Source organism: Cohaesibacter sp. ES.047 (genome assembly GCF_900215505.1).
Lineage (GTDB): Bacteria > Pseudomonadota > Alphaproteobacteria > Rhizobiales > Cohaesibacteraceae > Cohaesibacter.
This window is the reverse complement of the sequence record NZ_LT907844.1, coordinates 3,332,296-3,349,469: the sequence shown is the minus strand read 5'-3', so window position 1 is coordinate 3,349,469 and position 17,174 is coordinate 3,332,296. Positions and strand designations below refer to the sequence as shown.

The 17,174-nt window shown below is 55.6% G+C and carries 17 protein-coding genes; 4 read left to right on the top strand and 13 right to left on the bottom strand.

Features of this window, described 5'->3' with window-relative positions; genetic code table 11:
- The 10 genes from CPH65_RS15285 to CPH65_RS15240 form a co-directional block, all read right to left on the bottom strand.
- Nucleotides 1-264, bottom strand: coding sequence for a hypothetical protein (locus tag CPH65_RS15285; protein WP_096174674.1), 264 nt, complete (start codon nt 262-264; stop codon nt 1-3).
- Nucleotides 257-613: a head-tail adaptor protein gene (locus tag CPH65_RS15280; RefSeq protein ID WP_157747728.1), complete on the bottom strand. Its 357-nt coding sequence runs from the start codon at nt 611-613 to the stop codon at nt 257-259. Before CPH65_RS15280 ends, CPH65_RS15285 begins: the two co-directional genes overlap by 8 nt.
- 9 nt (nt 614-622) lie before the next feature.
- Nucleotides 623-1,183 carry a phage head-tail connector protein gene (locus tag CPH65_RS15275; RefSeq protein ID WP_096174672.1) on the bottom strand — a complete coding sequence of 187 codons (561 nt, stop codon included), beginning with the start codon at nt 1,181-1,183 and terminating at the stop codon, nt 623-625.
- 121 nt (nt 1,184-1,304) lie between these two features.
- Entirely contained in the window at nt 1,305-2,561 is a 1,257-nt protein-coding gene (locus tag CPH65_RS15270) for a phage major capsid protein (protein WP_096174671.1), read from the bottom strand.
- A gap of 44 nt (nt 2,562-2,605) precedes the next feature.
- Nucleotides 2,606-3,316, bottom strand: a complete 711-nt coding sequence (locus tag CPH65_RS15265) for an HK97 family phage prohead protease (protein ID WP_096174669.1) — start codon at nt 3,314-3,316, stop codon at nt 2,606-2,608.
- A 180-nt stretch (nt 3,317-3,496) separates the two neighbouring features.
- Nucleotides 3,497-3,679: a hypothetical protein gene (locus CPH65_RS15260; RefSeq protein ID WP_096174667.1), complete on the bottom strand. Its 183-nt coding sequence runs from the start codon at nt 3,677-3,679 to the stop codon at nt 3,497-3,499.
- A gap of 1 nt (nt 3,680) precedes the next feature.
- Complete coding sequence (locus tag CPH65_RS15255; RefSeq protein WP_244574421.1) at nt 3,681-4,931, bottom strand: phage portal protein; 1,251 nt, start codon at nt 4,929-4,931, stop codon at nt 3,681-3,683.
- A gap of 27 nt (nt 4,932-4,958) precedes the next feature.
- The gene (locus tag CPH65_RS15250; RefSeq protein WP_244574420.1) at nt 4,959-6,230 is read right to left on the bottom strand and encodes a DNA-packaging protein; all 1,272 of its coding nucleotides are present in this window, start codon (nt 6,228-6,230) and stop codon (nt 4,959-4,961) included.
- Nucleotides 6,214-6,762, bottom strand: a complete 549-nt coding sequence (locus tag CPH65_RS15245) for a hypothetical protein (protein WP_096174659.1) — start codon at nt 6,760-6,762, stop codon at nt 6,214-6,216. The genes CPH65_RS15250 and CPH65_RS15245 overlap by 17 nt, the downstream gene beginning before the upstream one ends.
- Before the next feature lie 288 nt (nt 6,763-7,050).
- A complete protein-coding gene (locus CPH65_RS15240) occupies nt 7,051-7,602 on the bottom strand; it encodes a YcgN family cysteine cluster protein (RefSeq protein ID WP_096174657.1) in 552 nt (183 codons plus the stop codon).
- A 235-nt stretch (nt 7,603-7,837) separates the two neighbouring features.
- On the opposite strand from CPH65_RS15240, the gene CPH65_RS15235 reads away from it, so the two are divergent.
- The 3 genes from CPH65_RS15235 (at nt 7,838) to CPH65_RS15225 (ending at nt 11,416) form a co-directional block, all read left to right on the top strand.
- A complete protein-coding gene (locus tag CPH65_RS15235; protein WP_197703858.1) occupies nt 7,838-10,030 on the top strand; it encodes a transglycosylase domain-containing protein in 2,193 nt (730 codons plus the stop codon).
- A gap of 274 nt (nt 10,031-10,304) precedes the next feature.
- Nucleotides 10,305-10,859, top strand: a complete 555-nt coding sequence (locus tag CPH65_RS15230) for a DUF1214 domain-containing protein (RefSeq protein ID WP_157747727.1) — start codon at nt 10,305-10,307, stop codon at nt 10,857-10,859.
- Nucleotides 10,856-11,416: a DUF1254 domain-containing protein gene (locus CPH65_RS15225; RefSeq protein WP_096174652.1), complete on the top strand. Its 561-nt coding sequence runs from the start codon at nt 10,856-10,858 to the stop codon at nt 11,414-11,416. Before CPH65_RS15230 ends, CPH65_RS15225 begins: the two co-directional genes overlap by 4 nt.
- A 59-nt stretch (nt 11,417-11,475) precedes the next feature.
- Here CPH65_RS15225 and CPH65_RS15220 read toward each other — a convergent pair whose 3' ends face one another.
- Complete coding sequence (locus CPH65_RS15220; RefSeq protein ID WP_157747726.1) at nt 11,476-12,336, bottom strand: hypothetical protein; 861 nt, start codon at nt 12,334-12,336, stop codon at nt 11,476-11,478.
- Between the two features lie 371 nt (nt 12,337-12,707).
- On the opposite strand from CPH65_RS15220, the gene CPH65_RS15210 reads away from it, so the two are divergent.
- Nucleotides 12,708-15,836 carry a DUF2336 domain-containing protein gene (locus CPH65_RS15210; protein WP_157747725.1) on the top strand — a complete coding sequence of 1,043 codons (3,129 nt, stop codon included), beginning with the start codon at nt 12,708-12,710 and terminating at the stop codon, nt 15,834-15,836.
- A gap of 75 nt (nt 15,837-15,911) precedes the next feature.
- On the opposite strand, the gene CPH65_RS15205 is transcribed toward CPH65_RS15210, so the two are convergent.
- Together CPH65_RS15205 and CPH65_RS15200 are read right to left on the bottom strand one after the other, a co-directional pair.
- The gene (locus CPH65_RS15205; protein WP_096174642.1) at nt 15,912-16,268 is read right to left on the bottom strand and encodes a DUF1491 family protein; all 357 of its coding nucleotides are present in this window, start codon (nt 16,266-16,268) and stop codon (nt 15,912-15,914) included.
- Between the two features lie 30 nt (nt 16,269-16,298).
- Nucleotides 16,299-17,126 carry a peptidoglycan-binding protein gene (locus CPH65_RS15200; RefSeq protein ID WP_096174639.1) on the bottom strand — a complete coding sequence of 276 codons (828 nt, stop codon included), beginning with the start codon at nt 17,124-17,126 and terminating at the stop codon, nt 16,299-16,301.
- Nucleotides 17,127-17,174: the final 48 nt, after the last annotated feature.

Here is a 17,174-nt window from a genome sequence, read left to right as displayed (position 1 = left end):
TCATCTTTCTTGCCTTTGTTTTTGAGCCAGCGACTGGATGAGACGGCTCACCAGAAGATCGGGCGCTTCGTTTCGGCTGCCAAAATGGCGTTCGAGGAGGCGCTTGGCTGACAGAAGCAACCTCTGGCCACGACCGTCGCCACGTTCGGGATCAACGAGAACGGAGAGAGCTTCACCTTGCTCTCGCGCTTCATTCTCGAGAGCGGCGGCAAGGGAGGAAGCCTTTTGCGCAACAATGCGATCAACCAGTCGCTTGCTATTCATGGCCCAAAGCACTCCGAGCCTTTACAACGAGCCAATGCTTGCATCCGTCCGGGTCATGAAGCGTAAGCAGGTCGAACATCTGCCCCTCAAACATCAGCCTCGTTGCGTCGCCGAGATCGTCGCCATAGCGCACAACAAAGCTGATCTCGCGGCTTGTTGAACGCTGATCGGCCTCGGCTCTTTCGCTTGCGGCGACTTCGATCAGTCCAGCCCAGACTTCTGCAATATCTTGATATCCGCTCTCCCGGTCCCAAGGTGCATCGCTTGGAAAAACCGGTTTTGAAAAAGCGATCCGGTGTTTTAGTCCGGCCGGATCGAAAATGAGGCGCTCAATGGGAATGCTAGCCATCATCATCTCCTATAAACGCACCGACTTGTAGGGGCCTATGAGTGGCTGCAGCGCCGCCGCAAGAGACGGCAACCGGCTCGGATCGGCAATCAATCGGCGTTCATACCATTCGGCCACGACCAGTTTCATCGCATGGCGCAGAGGAGATGGCACATCTTCTGCCGTCGGTCCGAAGCCAACCTCAAGATCCAGTTGCAGGCGCTGCCCGGTTGTGAGCAGAAGACCATTGAGGTTGGACAGTGTTGCCGGACAATCGCGTTGGTAGATCGCGAAGCTTTGGCTGCCCAGTCCGATGAGATCACCAGTGTCATTGAGAATTGCTGCTTCAAGGATTGATGAGACCGGCTGAACAGGCAGGATTATGCGGTCCGGAAGCGGCCCTTCCAGCAGCAGGCGCCAGCTCTGGGTGATGAAGCGCTGGCCCGTCAGATGCTCGAGATGTACACGGGCAGCACTCACAAATGCCCGAAGAAGATCGTCATCGTGATCCTGTTCGATTTTCATGAAGGCCTTCGTTTCGGCGAGGCTGACCGGCTCCACCAATGGTGGAGAGAGGAGACTGAGGCTCATGGATCGTGCCCTTCAACAAAGCTGGAGACGAAAAGAATGACGCCCTCACCGGCGGGAGGCACTCCGGAAAGGGCGTCAAGGTAGGGTGGGCCCGATGGCCCGCCCTCTGGGGAGGTCAGGATCAGGCTGCGAACTGCAACAGCTTGATCGCGTCAAAGTCCTGGATGCCGCCACCGACACGTTTGGTGGTGTAGAAGAGGACATAAGGCTTGGCAGAGTAAGGATCACGCAGGATGCGCAGCCCGAGGCGGTCGACGATCAGATAGCCACGTTTGAAATCGCCGAACGCGATGGCGTAGGCATCAGCTTCCATATCCGGCATATCCTCGGCTTCGGTGATGGCAAAGTTCATCAGGGAAGCCTTGGCACCAACAGACGCTGGAGGCAGCCACAGATAGTTGCCGTCACTGTCCTTGAGCTTACGGACGGCCGCTTGCGTGCTGCGGTTCATGACGAACTGGGCATTCTGGCGATAGCCCGCCTTGAGGGTATAGATAAGATCGACAAGGTGATCACCCGGATCACTTGCAGCAAACGCACCGGCCACACCAGTGGAGATGGAGCCCAGCTTGCCCCAGGTCCAGCTGTCTTCGACAACCTTGGTGGCCGACATGAAACCGGTGGGCTTGTTGATCCCGTCACCGGTGACGAATGCAGTGCCTTCCTGCTGGGCAAAGGCGGTTTCGACTTCTGCCGCGATCCATTCATCAATATTGACAGCGGCATCATCGAGAAGGCTCGGCGTTGCTGCTGGCATCGCATAGAGTTCCATCGTCGGGAAGCTCAGCTCTGCGAGGGTCGAGGCATCGGTCTGCGGCCGAGACGCCGTCTCACCGACCCAACCGACAGCAGGCCCCGCGATGGAGAAGGGTTTCTTGAGAACCGAACCGGATACTTCGCGAACATCCGCGATGGCTCGGATGGGCGAGACAGCGGCGAGGCGTTTGCCGACCTCGGCTTCAACCTGTTCGGGGACGAGATAGCCGCCATCTGGATCGGAACTGATCGACATGGCCTTGGCTTCGAGCTGCCGAAGATCCGCGTCCGAGCCGTTGCGGATGTAGCGATCAAACGCAGCCTTATGTTCGACGGCATTGACCGAAAGCCCTGCCCCACCGAAGGTTGCGGCAAGGTTCGGGCGGCGAGCCTTCAGGATAAGATTGTCGAGAGCCGCCTGCTGATCGTCGAGTGCTTTCGAAATGCGGTCAACCTTGTGGTCGGTCAGAACATCTGCAGACCGTTTCTCGATCTGGTTCAGCCGTTCGTCATTGGCATCCTTAAAGGCCTCGAACGAGTGCAGGAAGTCTTCGAACGCCCCGCTGATATCAGGGTCGCTGATTGATTTCGTCTCGGGAGACGACGGGAAATGATTGGTCATGAGTGTTGCCTCATTCTCTGAAATGGTCAGAATTGTGATGGGTGTCAGGCCAGCTTGCGGGTCGCATGACGCACCATCAGCGTCATGCGGTGCAGATTGGCCAGAGTGGATTGCGGCGTAAAACGGGCAGCGTCCTGCTTGCCATTAAGGCCGGCGTACCCTTCGGCCAACAGGCCTCGGGCTTGGGATCGCGTCAGCCCAGCGTCCTGCATGAGCTTGCGTTCCAATTCGCGTTTGCTGAAGGTAAAAGCGGCGTGATGCGCTGCTCGATCATCAGTTTTAATTGAGGAGATGCGGGCATCGGGCTGCATGGGAAATGTCACGATGGAGATTTCCCAAAGATCAAGCTCGCTCAAATGGCGCACGCCAGCCTTCTTGTCGGTGCGCCCTCGAATGGTGCGGAACCCGATGGACAGACCATCCAGGATCCCAGCCTTCATCATGCTGTGGACCTCGCGCGCCTTGGCGACATCAAGCGCCAACTGCCCGCGGACAAAAAGCCCGGTAGCATCCTCTCGAATGGCCAACCACTGTCCAACCGGCTGTGCAGGATCATGCTGATAGAGCAGCTTCACGCCCTTGGCACCGCGACGTTCAAGGCTTTTGGCAAAAGCCCCCTTTCGGATGATGTCGCGGCCAAGATCCTCCTTGCCAAAGAGACATGCGTATCCCTCGAACAGGCCATCCTCGCCAATCGAGCTGAGTTCTGCAGGCACAGCCTTCTTCTCTCGCAGCACAGACATGGTGCGGGTCATGAAACATTCCTTTTCATTCGAAGCTTGGGGATGAATTCGTTCAGTTGATCAGCCGGCAGCGGCACTCATTTGATCTGCGCTTCCAGACAGCAGGCAAAGCGGGCGAAAACCTCCTTGTGACACTGCGGACCATATTCATTGTGACGCATGGATTTCCGCTTTGACCGGGCCGATGCGCCGTCACTCTTCGAGCATTCCAGTGAGAAGGGCGATCTGTTCGACAAAGTCCTGGAAACGCTGGTTGGACGCAGCCAGTTCGCGCAGACACCAGACGAGGAGCGCACTGGTTGTACTTGCCCAGAGAAAAAGGGCAACATGCGCCAGATCCCCTTTGGTGGCAAAGATTTGCAAAGCTTCTGCCACATCAGTTCCCCCCCTCCTCAGCAGTGAGATCGAGCTCATCCCCGGTGCGCGGCGCATAGCCCACGGCCATGCGCTTTTCGTCTTCACTGAGGAAAGCCGCATCCCCTACCCGTCGCCAAAGAGCTTCCCGTTCTCCGGCCAGAGCCGAGATCTGGTCCAGATCGATCCTGAGTTCAAAAGGTGTGTCATAGGCAGGAGATAACCATCGAGACAAACTCTGCAGGCATCGAGATGCAAGGGGCAGAACGGTTTGCCGCCAAAAGGCGCGGTTGGCTTCGGCATAGTTGGCATAGGTGTTGTCACCGGGAATCCCCAGCAGCATGGGAGGCACGCCAAAAGCCAGCGCAATCTCTCGGGCGGCACTGTTCTTGGCATCGATGAAATCCATATCTCGCGGCGACATGCTCATGCTTTTCCAATCAAGTCCGCCTTCAAGAAGGAGAGGACGACCGGCATTCATCGCACCTTGATAGCCTTCTTCGAGTTCTTTCCTGAGGCGCTCGAACTGTTCATCGGTCAGGTTTCCCGCTTCGGCTGCGGCATAGACCAAAGCGCCTGATGGACGGGCCGAATTATCCAACAGGGCCTTGTTCCAGCTCGCCGCAGCATTGTGAACATCAAGGCTCGTCTGGGCGGCTTCCAGTGGGCTGAGGCCATAATGGTCATCCTGCGGATTGAAAAGGGTAAGATGCAGGATGGGTGGGATCGTGCTGTCGGGTTCGGTCTGGCGGAACCGGATGGATCTGCCTCCAACCGAATAGTCATAGGCGTCCGGCCAGCCATCCGGGCCAGGCACGACCTTCATGCGGTCTGGCCTGAGGCTGTGAAGCTCCAAGAGGTCCTGACTGCCAAACACCGCTTCGGCATAGGCGTTGCCGGACACAAGCAGGTGGCCGACGATCTCCTCCAGCCAATCCGCTCCGCCCTGTTTGGGATTGGGTCGCGCCATCAGGTGCAAAGCAGGATGATCAGTAAAGCGTTCCTCACCAATCTGGCAAAGAATCGGCACAGAGGCGGTCGCTTCAGAAATCATGCGGATGGAACGATAGACAATCGGATTGCGCGCGTAACCTTCTCTTGCGAGAGTGCCATAATCGCGCGGCGTCCACATCGGGCGGCCTGTGCGATGAAACGCCAGCAAAGCCCCTGTTCTGGAGCTCTTCGCTTCCAGCTTTGTTTCCGGCTGATTTATAGCCGTTGGATCATTGGATCTGCGGGGCCATAGCGGTCCCTTCAAGGTCCAGCCAAGCATGCGCATTTTCCTTCTTTTCAAGAGAGCTTATGAGAGCGAGCGAACCTTGGGTTCTGACTGTTCGCCCAGACACAGATGGGTTACCGCCCAGACCATTGCATCGAGCCGATCCGGGCTTTTTCCCGATGTGAGGCCGCTGAGGCCGAAGTCACACATTTCATCTTCCAGCTCGGCAAGATTGCCGACATGGTGCACTCTGCCCTGCTCGTAGAGTGCCGAAACCGGTTCAGCTCGCAGGTATTTGCCGCGATTGGCACGCACCGGATGAACGGCGACGGACGCATCGATTCCCGCAAGGATCGTCGTGACCATTTCACCACCCTGATTGACCTCAGCAATGACGCTGTTGGCCGCAAGACGGTGATAAAGCCCAATGGCCTTTGTGGCCCACCCGGTTGGGCTGACCTCCGAGAGACTGCTGTCCCTAAGGATGTAGCAGGTGCCCTCAGAGGTGATGCCAGCCGCGATGATGCCGCAGGCGTCCGCTCCCTTGGTGGATGTCGCAGGCGGATCGATGGCGACAACAATGCGGGCAAGCCCTTCGGGAGCTTCGTCCACCCGCAGTCGGTCGAGTTGATCCCGTTGCCACAAGGCATCAGCGCGATCCTCGATCAATTCCCCGTTCAGCTCCTGACGACCCAACCGAGAGCCTTCGTAGCGGCGCACGATGGTTTCGAGAAATCCCGGTGCCAGATTGGCTACATTGGCGCGGGTTTCCGCATGGGTTGTCACCGTTTTCGGGTCCTTGAGCAGCCGCTTGATGAGTGGGGTTGGCCTTGGTGTCGTGGTTGCGATCTGGCGCGGCCGGGAACCGAGCCTCAGCCCGAATTGCAGCATGTCCCACGTCGCATCGGCGCGTTTCCATTTCGCCACCTCATCACCCCATGCCGCATCGAACTGTGGTCCCCGAAGGCTTTCGGGGTCTTCGGCGGAGAAGATCTGAGCAATCGCGCCATTGGGCCATTCAAGCCGTCTGCGGGTTGGCAGCCAAGTCGGTCGTTCATGCCGCGCGTGGATTGATAGAAGACCCGAGACGCCTTCTACCATTACTTCCCTAGCATCATTGAGGGTCTCACCGATCAGAGCGATCCGCCCGTAGGCATGATCCGTGAATGGAGCCCGCCCTTGAACCAGCGCCTTGATCCATTCAGCACCGGTGCGGGTTTTGCCCGCGCCCCTGCCCCCCATAACGAGCCAAGTGATCCAGTCTCCGGGCGGCGGCAATTGGTCGGGACGAGCCCAGATCTCCCAATCGCTGAAGAGTGCCGCCAATTCTGTTCCGCTAAGACTCGACAGCAATTGTGTTTTTTGTTGCCTGTTGCAAGCGGTCAATGCGCTGCGCAAGATCCTGGCGGAGGGCGTCAAGATCGGTTGCGTCACTGGCTGCTCCATCTGCAGGCTCCGTCTTTGCGGTTGTTTTGGATTTGCCGTTGGTCCCTTTGTCTTCTCTGGGCTGCAGCGCGAGAATTTTCTCAAGCGTCCGTGCGATCGTCCCGAGCATACGGGCTTCCTTCTCATCGAACGCTGCTTCACCGCTCACAAACTGCCCTTCGAGGTGTCGGATCTGACGATCGGTTGCCTGATAGAGGCGCTGGACCAGAGACTGATGCTCTGAAGAACCGGATGTTTGCGCCGGATCTTCATCAGTTTTCGGTTTGTCCCCGTTGGTTGTCGTTTCGTCCGCCTCGGTCCAACGCTTCCGCATATGGCGCAGCTTGGTGATCGATATGCCGTGCTGTCGAGCAATCGCTGCAAAGCTTGGTCGGTCAGCCTGATTGCATTGGCACCGAATGGCTTCCCAATCGGTGCCTAAAGGCTTGTCTTTTTTCATGGAGTTTCCTGAATATTTGCCGCATCATTAGGCTCCAATCCAAACCACCCAAGGGCATCGCCCCTTGAGGACTGGACGGCAGGCACAAAAAAACCGCAGCGCCGATTGGCGTGCGGTTTGGGGGCCATGCGTGAACACAAGACCCAGAAATAGTAAAAGCCGACTGCGAAGAATTTATCCGCACCATTCCGACTGTAGCTAATGTATAGCGCAAGACCGTTCGGTGGTCAAGTCATTTTCTCTTTAAAGTTGTATTTTTCTATCAATGATTGAATTTCTTGTGTTTTATCAAGTGCCTTGTTCATCGTTTTGGTGGACGGGAAGAGGCTGAGGCGCTTCTTCATAGTCTTCGCCGGGCCACATCGCCAGATGGTTTTCATAGTCCTCCGGTTCCATCCCGTCTTCTGGCACCGTGCGACCGCGTACAGATATTCCGGCTTGATGGATCGTATCGGGATCGCCAGAGACGAGCGGGTGCCACCAATAGAGATCATAGCCTTCATCCAGCAAACGATAGGCGCAGGTCGGCGGCAACCAGATGATCGATTGCACCTTTTCAACATCAAGCGGCACGCAATCAGGAATCGTCGCCAATCGATTGTCATAGTCACGGCACCGGCATGTCTGATCATCCAAAAGAGTGCAGGCGACATTTGTCCAGGCGATATCCCCGGTATCCCAGTCTTCGAGCTTGTTCAGGCAGCAGCGCGCGCAACCATCACACAGCGACTCCCACTCTGGACGGGTCATCTCATCGAGGCGTTTGACTTGCCAAAAGGGTTTTTCGGGCTCTCCATCGCCGGGCGTGGATGCAATGGAAAAATCCGACTGCTTTTTCATTTGATTATTGCTCGCTGAGGCTTGGGAGGTCATCGGTGGAAGTGCAACAAAGATGCCCCGAAAGAGTCAGCATTGTGTTACACAAAAGTTACGTCAAAGTTTGGCACTGCGCTTGCTTCTTGCCAAGCAATGATTAACAGAGTTATATCAGACTTTCCACTATCGGACAGAGATCTGTTTTATCGTGCGCGATCCGTATCAAAATAAGACAAAAGCCAAATTCAAGAAGCGACTGTTGGCTTTCGATGCTTCGATTGACACCGGGATGTACCACTTTTGGGGCATGCTCGCACGTGCGCTTGATAACGCCAACACGTTTATGCGTCGATTCACGGTGACTGGTTGGCGGTTTTGGCTGGTGCAATCTCTCTCTGGCGGCCTCACTATGGCTGTGTTTGGTTCTATCCTCGCCCTGACGCTTGCTCTGAGCAATTTCGATTTGACGGTTGATGGTCTTCCACCACAGGAAGATTACGCGGTCACGTTCCTTGATCGGTATGGCAACGAAATCGGCAAACGCGGCATTCTTCAGGATGATTCCTTCGAGCTTGAGGAATTGCCGGATAATTTCATCAAGGCAGTTCTGGCAACTGAAGACCGCCGCTTCTTCGAGCATTTTGGCATCGATTTTGTGGGCCTTGCCCGTGCGATGCTTGAAAATGCGCGAGCCGGCGGCGTGGTACAAGGCGGCTCCACCCTCACCCAGCAGCTCGCCAAGAACCTTTTCCTGAGCAACGAACGGACATTGAAACGCAAGATTGACGAAGCGTTTCTTTCCCTCTGGCTGGAAGCGCGTCTGACGAAACGCGAAATTCTGAAGCTCTATCTCGACCGCGCCTACATGGGCGGTGGTGCTTACGGTATCGCGGCGGCGGCCGAGTACTACTTCGGAAAATCAGCAAAAGATCTGTCGCTGGCCGAAGCTGCCATGCTGGCAGGCCTCTTCAAGGCTCCGACGAAATACGCCCCGCATGTCAATCTCCCCAGAGCTCGTGCCCGGGCCAAGCAAGTGTTGGTCAACATGGTTCAGGCGAAGTATCTGACAGAGGGTCAGATCGTTGGTGCGTTGCGCAATCCGGCGGCACCGATTGACAAGAATGACGCGTCAACTCCCAACTATTTTCTCGATTGGGCGTTTGAAGAAGTCAAACGCATGTCGGGTGGCAAACACCGTGTTCTCACAGTGAAAACGACCATCGACATGACGGTGCAAAAGCAGACCGAACTTGCAGTAAGCCGCAATCTGCGTGATTACGGCAAGCAATATGGTGTCGGTCAGGCCGCGGCTGTTCTGATGGAGCCTGATGGAGCCGTCGTTGCCATGTATGGCGGGCAGGACTATGGACGCAGTCAGTTCAACCGGGCAACCGATGCCAAGCGCCAGCCGGGTTCATCCTTCAAGCCTTTCGTTTACACAACTGCGATGATGAACGGCTTCACGCCGAACTCGGTGGTACAGGATGCCCCTCTGACGATCGGCAACTGGTCGGTTCGAAACTATGGCCGCCGATACTCTGGCCCTGTTACGCTAACGAATGCGTTGCGACGCTCGATCAACACCGTTCCGGTTCGCCTTGCAGAAGCAATCGGGCGAGACAAGATTGCAGATGTTGCGCACAAGATGGGCATCAATTCTAAGCTTTACATAACCCGTTCCATGCCTCTTGGCGCGTCCGAGGTGACCGTCATGGACATGGCAGCCGGTTATGCAGTCTTTGCGTCAGGCGGGAAAAAGGCCACCCCACACGCGGTGTTGCAGATTATTGATTCTCAGGGTCGGATCATTTTTGACCACCAGCGGGATTCGCAGCCAGAACAGATCATACCTGAAGAAGCCATCGCGGACATGAACAAGATGCTGGTCACGGTTATTCAGGCAGGCACGGGAACCCGGGCCCAATTGCCGGGCATCACTGCTGCAGGCAAAACCGGCACCACATCAGCCTACAAGGACGCATGGTTCTGTGGCTATACCGGCAACTATGCCGCCGCTGTCTGGTATGGCAACGACAACAACCGTCCGACCAACCGTTTGACTGGCGGTCGTCTTCCTGCCATGACATGGCAAGCCATCATGTCAGCCGCCCACCAACAGGTGGCCCTGAAACCATTGCCTTTCGTCGACAATCCGGTCGATTTTATGCCCAATGCGGATGGCATTCAGCTTGCCAGTGGCGGGCGCATCAAGGATATCAAGGCGAGACGCGGTGACCAGCGCCTATCTCCCGCGGTGGTTCGACAGCTTGATGAATTGTCCAACCTATTCGACGTGGATACATCCGACCCGATCGTTCAGCCCACACGACCATCGAAGCGGGACGCGGCTCAGGGAAATCCCGAACCACAACAACTCTCGGGTCTGATGCCCATGGAGCGTCCGGAACGTGGTGGTCTGATGGAAGTTGGCCAGAGCTGGCGCACAAACTGATCTTGCCTGACAGGCCGCATTCGAACGGTCCATTTTTCAACGAATGTGCAATCAGGCGGCGAAGCGGCCCAAAGTTTGGTCCGAGCAATTGACCTTTGAAAGAATACCTGTACGGATTATTTCAAAGGATTTTTAAAGAATCCTGTGTGGCATTCACGGTGCTATGATCGCTAACACATTGTGAAATCTTGCTGGGCGAGGCATGCTAGCGAAGCTTGCTGACCCAATTCGAAGGCTTAAACACGTGCTTTTGTTAAGAGATATCGTTCTTTTCATGATTATAGCCGTGGGCCTAGGCGTTGGCAGCGCTTATTTTGCCGTCAACCATGCCGACCGTCTCGAGCGGATTGAAATTGGTCCCTGGCATAGCTGGCTTGATGCATCTGGCCCGGACGCCAACCCTTACGCCAAGGCAGATCAGGCCCGCAAAGGGTCTCTTCCTCTTGGTTCTGGTGAGGGGCTGTCCTTTGTCGCCGAGACAGACAATGATGGCACACCGCTCGATGGTGCCTGCCAATACCGGATTTATGGCACCCAGCTCCCCGCGCGCCTATGGACGCTGTCGCTGATCACATCAGACGACAAACTCGTCAACAACCCATCCAATCGATATGGCTTTCATAGTCAGAACATCGCTCGCCTGAAGGCATCTGACACCGAGCGATACGAAATTGTCACGGCACCGGAGGTAATGGGCGGCAACTGGCTGAAAAGCGAGGCAGCCTCCTCGTTCCGATTGATTTTGCGGCTTTATGATACGTCCCTGAAGAGCAGCGGTGGCCTCGGCGACATCAAGCTGCCGAACATTGCATGGGACAGTTGCCAATGATCCGCTTCGGTTTTGTCATCCTTGCAGCGCTCATCGCTGCTGTCGTTATTCACATCGCGACTATTTTTTCCATTCCCTACAACTCGGTCAACGACGTGTGGCACAAAGCCTTGCAGTTGGGGCCCGTTCACAAGGTCTTCACGATCAGCGATCCAAAGGCAGCAACCAATCTATCGCGTGATCTCGATCCGTTGTTTGCCTACGGCATTTGTCGGGCCGATGTAACCTCTGCGCCGATTGCGCTCAAAGGTCAGGTTCCGTCGGACTTCTGGAGCCTGAATTATGTCGACAGTCTGGGACGGAGCCAATTCAGTCTGACAAACCAGACATCAGGATCGCGGGTCAACATCGTGCTTGCGTCCCCAGGACAACAGCGCCTTCTCGCAGAGCGACCGGATCTGATTGATGATACATCGATCATCATCAGCTCGACGGAGGATCGCGGGTTGCTTGTCCTTCGGGCCTTTGTCGCCTCTGAGCAGAAGCGAGACATGATCGCGGATGCAATCAGCGCTTTGACCTGTTCTCCCCTTTGGGATCCCCAGTCCTTTGAATAGACAGTCCTTTGAATAGACAGTCCTTTGAATAGGCTGGCAGAAGTACCGTTGTCGGCTGACTATTTTACGAGATTTGGGTCTTCCTTGGCCCATTGGCGTCGGGTGTATCTCGATGGCCGCGGCGTGTCGTTCGCGATTGTGAATTTTTCCTGACCAAAATCGCCGCTTTGCGCGAGAAACTCGGCATGTAGCCGCCTCAAGGCAGCATTGGCTTCTGCCACCTTGGGCGAGGGCGTTGCGATTTCCAGCCGTTTGATGGCATAGGCATAGGCGCGCATGCGGAATTTCATCGCACGCCAGACCCAGCCGATGAAGCGCCGGTTCTCATCCACCCGGGCATAAGCATTCTTGAGCTCTCCAGGTTCCATATCGGCGGCCCGGTTCAGTGCAGACATGCGCTCGCTATCCATCTCCACCACCCGCTCAGCCACCGGAACAAACGCAGCAAACACATCCCGATCCTGATTGATATCTGTAGTGATGCGATCATAGCGCACATGATGAGAGGCATAATCCTCTGACCTAAGCGCGCGGTAATAGTGTTTGGCATTAAAGGCGGTGTCGATGACGGGGGTCAAGCGCGTGCGCTGGGCGTCTGTCAGCACGTGCAGCGTCGCATATCGGATCGAAGGAATGAAATCCCAAAGATCGGACGAAATCCAATCCTGCGCATGGGGCGGCCGGATAAGTGCCCACGCCTTATCACGCATCAAGATTTCCTCATCGGTCATCTGGAAATCGGAATAGAGCTCACCCTGTATCTTGGAACGCCATTTGCCACCAAATTTCATGATGGACTCATTGGCCACATTGCGATCCGCACGACCAAAATCACCCTCGGTCGACGTTATGCAGGCGGCCAGGCTCCCCAAAGTCGTGATGACCATGGCCACTTTCACCGTCGATGCGGCGTATTTCAATCTGTTGCGAGATAATGAAATCTGGCTCTTTTCCAAGGCACTCGTGATCCTGTTGCCACATCGGGATGATGGTGCGCCCAACATCTGCGCGCACCTATCCCCTCCCTTTTCAGGGCCGAATCGTTTCGGAAAATATTGTTTCGCAGTTGCGTCTCCATGCCAAGACGCAAATCCGCATGTGTAAGCTTCTTTTGATCCATGTTTTCCATTGGTGGATAATTACTTCGATGCCATCATGGTTAACAACAAATTAAAGTTTACTCCTGAATATGGGATCATTGATTTTCAGCGTCACCTCTTTGCGGATATTTTGGGATGCTGGCTCCATTTCGCAGCACTGGTTTTGCGTGGTTGATGAAGGCTTTGGACGAATGAAAAGCAAGGAAGAGACTCGGCTTATCGCTATTACCGAGCGTTTTCTGGCTGCTGGTCGCTTTGACAGCCATGCCTGCCGTGCATTCTCTATGGCATTTCATCGCCAGTATTCGAGAACGCCCGTTGGCGAGCGTATCCGAATTGCCGAGTTGCTTTGCCGCTGTGATGGCGTGCCGCTTGATGTCCTGACGCTGCTGTGCTGTGATAATTCAAAAGTCGCTTTTCCGATCCTTTCAAACTCAAAAAGGCTGAGTGAGGCGGATCTGACAACTCAGATATTGCAAGGGACAACCGAAGAACGTCGCGCCATTGCACAGCGCGCAGATCTCAATTCGGTTTTGATCTCTCACCTGTTGTCTTACAGCGAGCGACCGGTCGCGCGCAGTCTCCTTGACAACCATGCTATTGCGGCACGGGTTTCGGAAACGCAGCGCAAAAAAATGACTCGCCTTGCAGGGGACACAAATGGGCAGACGGGGCAACAAGCAATGACGACGAACAAGGATAGACTCGACGCGCTGGTTTCTTCGATGGAACAGGATTGGGCTGAGCATTATCAACCTGCAGCAGAACCCGAATTGCCGAAAGATGCGTCAATCGCGACCAGCACTGACGATGTCCCCGACCCCGGCGCATCCGCAAGTGTAACCGATCATGAAGCAGCCCTGCCGGGCGACGATTCCTTTCTCGATGCCAATGACATGGCCATGCTTGAGCAGCTCGCTGGAGAAGACTGGGATCAACTCGATGACGACGCCATTGAAGCCCTTGCGCGATCTTTGGCCGAATCCGATGTGCACGATGTTCAGCCAGCTCAGTCAGAGGTCATTGTAGAGCCGTCTGCTGAATTCGCAGACCAAGTCAATCAACCAGCTCCACTGACAGAAGAGGCGGTTGCCGGCGCTTTCTTCGGTCTTGCGGATCAAGACCTTGAAGCTCTTGCGCTGTCGCTGGCCGAGGAAGATGTGCTGGAACTGCAGCTTGGTGAAACGGAGCCGCTGCATTCGTCTCAAACCGAGATCTATGAGCCGACGCATTATGACGCGGGTGACGATGATCTGGAGGACTGGGAAGGTCCACGCAGGATGTCTTTCCGCATCGGCGTGAACGACCCGGAGAATGCCCCCTTCCCGCCGCTGGAACGGTTGGACCCGCGAACACGCGCGGCAGCCATTTCATTTCTTGGATCACAAGTTGACCCGCTGGATGAAGCAAATCCATCAGAGGCACCCCTGTCCATTCCTGCGCCAGCAACCGCCTCGCAGCCTCAGCCAGACATCGGTTTGCCCGAGTTCTCGCCTGAGCTGTTGAATGCGCAACAGATGATTGAGGAACACGCCTCTTCCAATCTGTCACTTTATGCTGCTGATATCGTCCAGCAAGACCCTGCACCGCACAATGAAACGCAGTCGGACCGCAAGGCTCAGATCACACTTACCATTCGCAAACGCTCCGGAGAGACCAAACAAACCGAAGAGCTTCCTTCTGCGACCGCTGCAGCCCGGGTTGAACTGGAATCAGCCACAGAAGATGATTGGCAACAGGCCCTTTCGTGGTTGAAGCGTGAGGTCGTCCCCTACTCGAAGCCAAATTCGAAAACTGCAACCGTTTCTCATGCATCACCCGATAGAAGCGCTGATCCGGTGAAGACAGCTCAAGAGGCCGTGCTCCGCAGTGCGGGTGCTGCACCAATTGTGAGTGCCACGCCCGACGTAGATACAATACAGATGGCACCGGAGCCGACCATCGTGATGCCAAGCAGAGCGCTCTCCGATGATAAGCCCAATGACATATCTGCTGCCGTGCAAGATGACGCAAGGCAAGACGGTCTGATGTTTGGCAATGCACTTGCAGAACCGGACACACTGGGCCAAAGCGCTCAATTCCAAGAAGAGCCGCCTTACGAAATCGTGGTTCCCACACAAAGGCCAGAGACGCAAGGACCGCTGGTTCATGAACATGCGCCGATGGGATTCATGCCAGATATGGTGTCTTTCGACGGCCTCGAACTCATGGAAGCCGAACCCGATCTTCCATCTGTCACCGATGTATTGATGGAGCAGCATAAGCAACGAGCAGCTCCGGTCGTCGAGCTTGTTGAGCCGGTGGATCTTGCTTTCATCGAAAATGGCAAGGTCACAGCGATAGACGACATGGCGGTTGCCCCGATGCAGGTCATTGTCGAACAACTCGCGGCTGAACGCGTTGCCCATGAAAGCAAACCTGTCAGCGAGACCCTTGCGGTAAATATTGAGGCAGAAAGCACTCTGAATCAACAGGCCGGGATTCCCATGTCCGAGGCTCCTGAAGCATATGAATCCCAGACATCGGAAATGATCGACTTGCCCGCGATGGCCGAGCACCATCTCGTCGATGCAGACGAGTTCTCTGTTCTTCGCTCCATGGAAGCGTCTCACGAGGCCGAACCCGCCGCATCGGATGAAAGTGGCTCGGTCACGATCCACGAGACCCGAAGTGTCAGCCTGAGAGAAATCACAGGCTCCAATCTCAATGCCGAAGGCATGGCCGATGCATTCTATGCCTATGATGATGAAAGCCGACTGACGCTGCTGCAGAACATCATTTCCGAAACGCTCGTCGATGCAGCCCGCCTTGAGCATGATCGGTCCGCCCGCAAGATGCTGGACGATGAAGAAGCACGCAAATTGGTGATGGCTCGTTTCAGCAATGATCGTATCGCTCTGGCTGACATGCTGCACGACCTGTCGGGCCACCGTAGGCTCGATATGACGCGTTTGCTGCAAGACAAGGGTGGCGAAGCGATGGTGGTCTATCTCTACCATATCGGTCTTGATGAGAGTGGCAGCCTCTCCATGCTGCTGCACGGGCCGGATGCCGTCTCGCACCATTATAACAAAATCGCCCAATTGATGACGCTTTATCATCAGCTCTATCCGGCCGCGGCCAGCAAGATTGTGACCCAGTTGTTTGGCACCGGCCGGGCGGTCGCTTCGCCTGCGCATGAAACAGTCTATGATGATGGTGCCGGGGATGCATCGCCAAGGATGCGCAGGGATGGCCAGGCCACACAGACGCTGCACAACGGTCATCACGACATTCAACAGGCGCCCTCATTTGGACGGCGCGTCAACTTTTCCGATTGATGTGACTTTAGACAGAGCGGATTGCAGGCCGAGACCATCCGATCTCGGTTCACTCCGCTCTGGCCGTAAAGTGGGTCAAAACATGTCTTCGTTTGCAAGCGGCAGATCATGACTGCCCTCGGCGCATTCGGTCTCGACGATCCAACAATCAGAATCGAATTTCAGTTCCGATTCCATCCTGTCCATGACATCGAACACCGTCACGCCGTCGAGCGTTTTGGTGAAAAGGCGATCGCCCTTTTTGATGCTCTCATCATCATAGGCAAACTGACTTGCCGGTTGATAAAGATCGTAGGTCCCATCAAGCCGATCAATGCGAACATAGATGGCACCAGCTTCCACGGCGCCTCGATGCATGAGTACAGAGGGTTTGTTTTTTGCATTTCGGGTACGCAAATAGGCGGAGACCCAGAATTCGGAGGTAACGCGCATGTACCCTACCAGACTTGTTTTAGGGGGTGTCTATCCAAGTTCGAGATAGCCAAGGATCATCATATCCTGCAACAGGCGATCATTGACCTTACCGGTGACGGCAAGGCCGCGACTGCGCTGGAAACCAGCAATGGCAGACTGGGTACGGCTACCCATCAGGCCATCGACCGTGAGATCTGCATAGCCGAATTTCTGCAAGGCCGACTGAACCTTGGCCAGCATCGGATCAGCTTCGGGTGAAGCAGGTATCTCGGCTGGTGGCGTCGGGCCAGTGTTGACACGGACGCTTGCAAGCCGAACCGTTGGCACAACGACATCGGCGCCAGAATCGGCCTGTTGCATCGGCTTGGAGCGAGGCAGGGCATCCAGATCACTCTGTGTGGGCTCGGGCTTAGGAGCCGCAACGGCTTGCACCGAGGGGGTGTATTGCTTGCGGCCAATCAGAATGTTGTGCAGTTGAAGGCTGGCTCGACCATTGGCGGGCATTCCGATTGCATCCTGAAAAGCAAGGATGGCTTCCCTGGTCTGGGCACCCTCCATGCCGTCGAGCGGTCCCATATAGTAACCGGCCATGGTGAGCTGGCGCTGAATGGCAAGAACCATCGCTGCGTGATCGTTCTTGAGCGCGTAGCCCGAAGCATTCTTCTTGGCAATTGTCCCGGTTGCTTCCTGACTGACCTGTTGTTCCTGCGAAGCCCGGTTGATCATGTCGATTTCGGCAGACTTGGGCTGCATGAACAAGGCATTGACCATGATGGCCGCCGTTGTGAGCAGCATGACCAGAATGCCAACCAGGGCTACGGGGCTGTCCTGGCCCTCGTCTTCCCAATTGTCATAATTGTCAAATGTCTCTGACATGCGTTCAGCCTCGTTTTATCCCCACTCTCCCTTGGTCCCTTTGGTCCA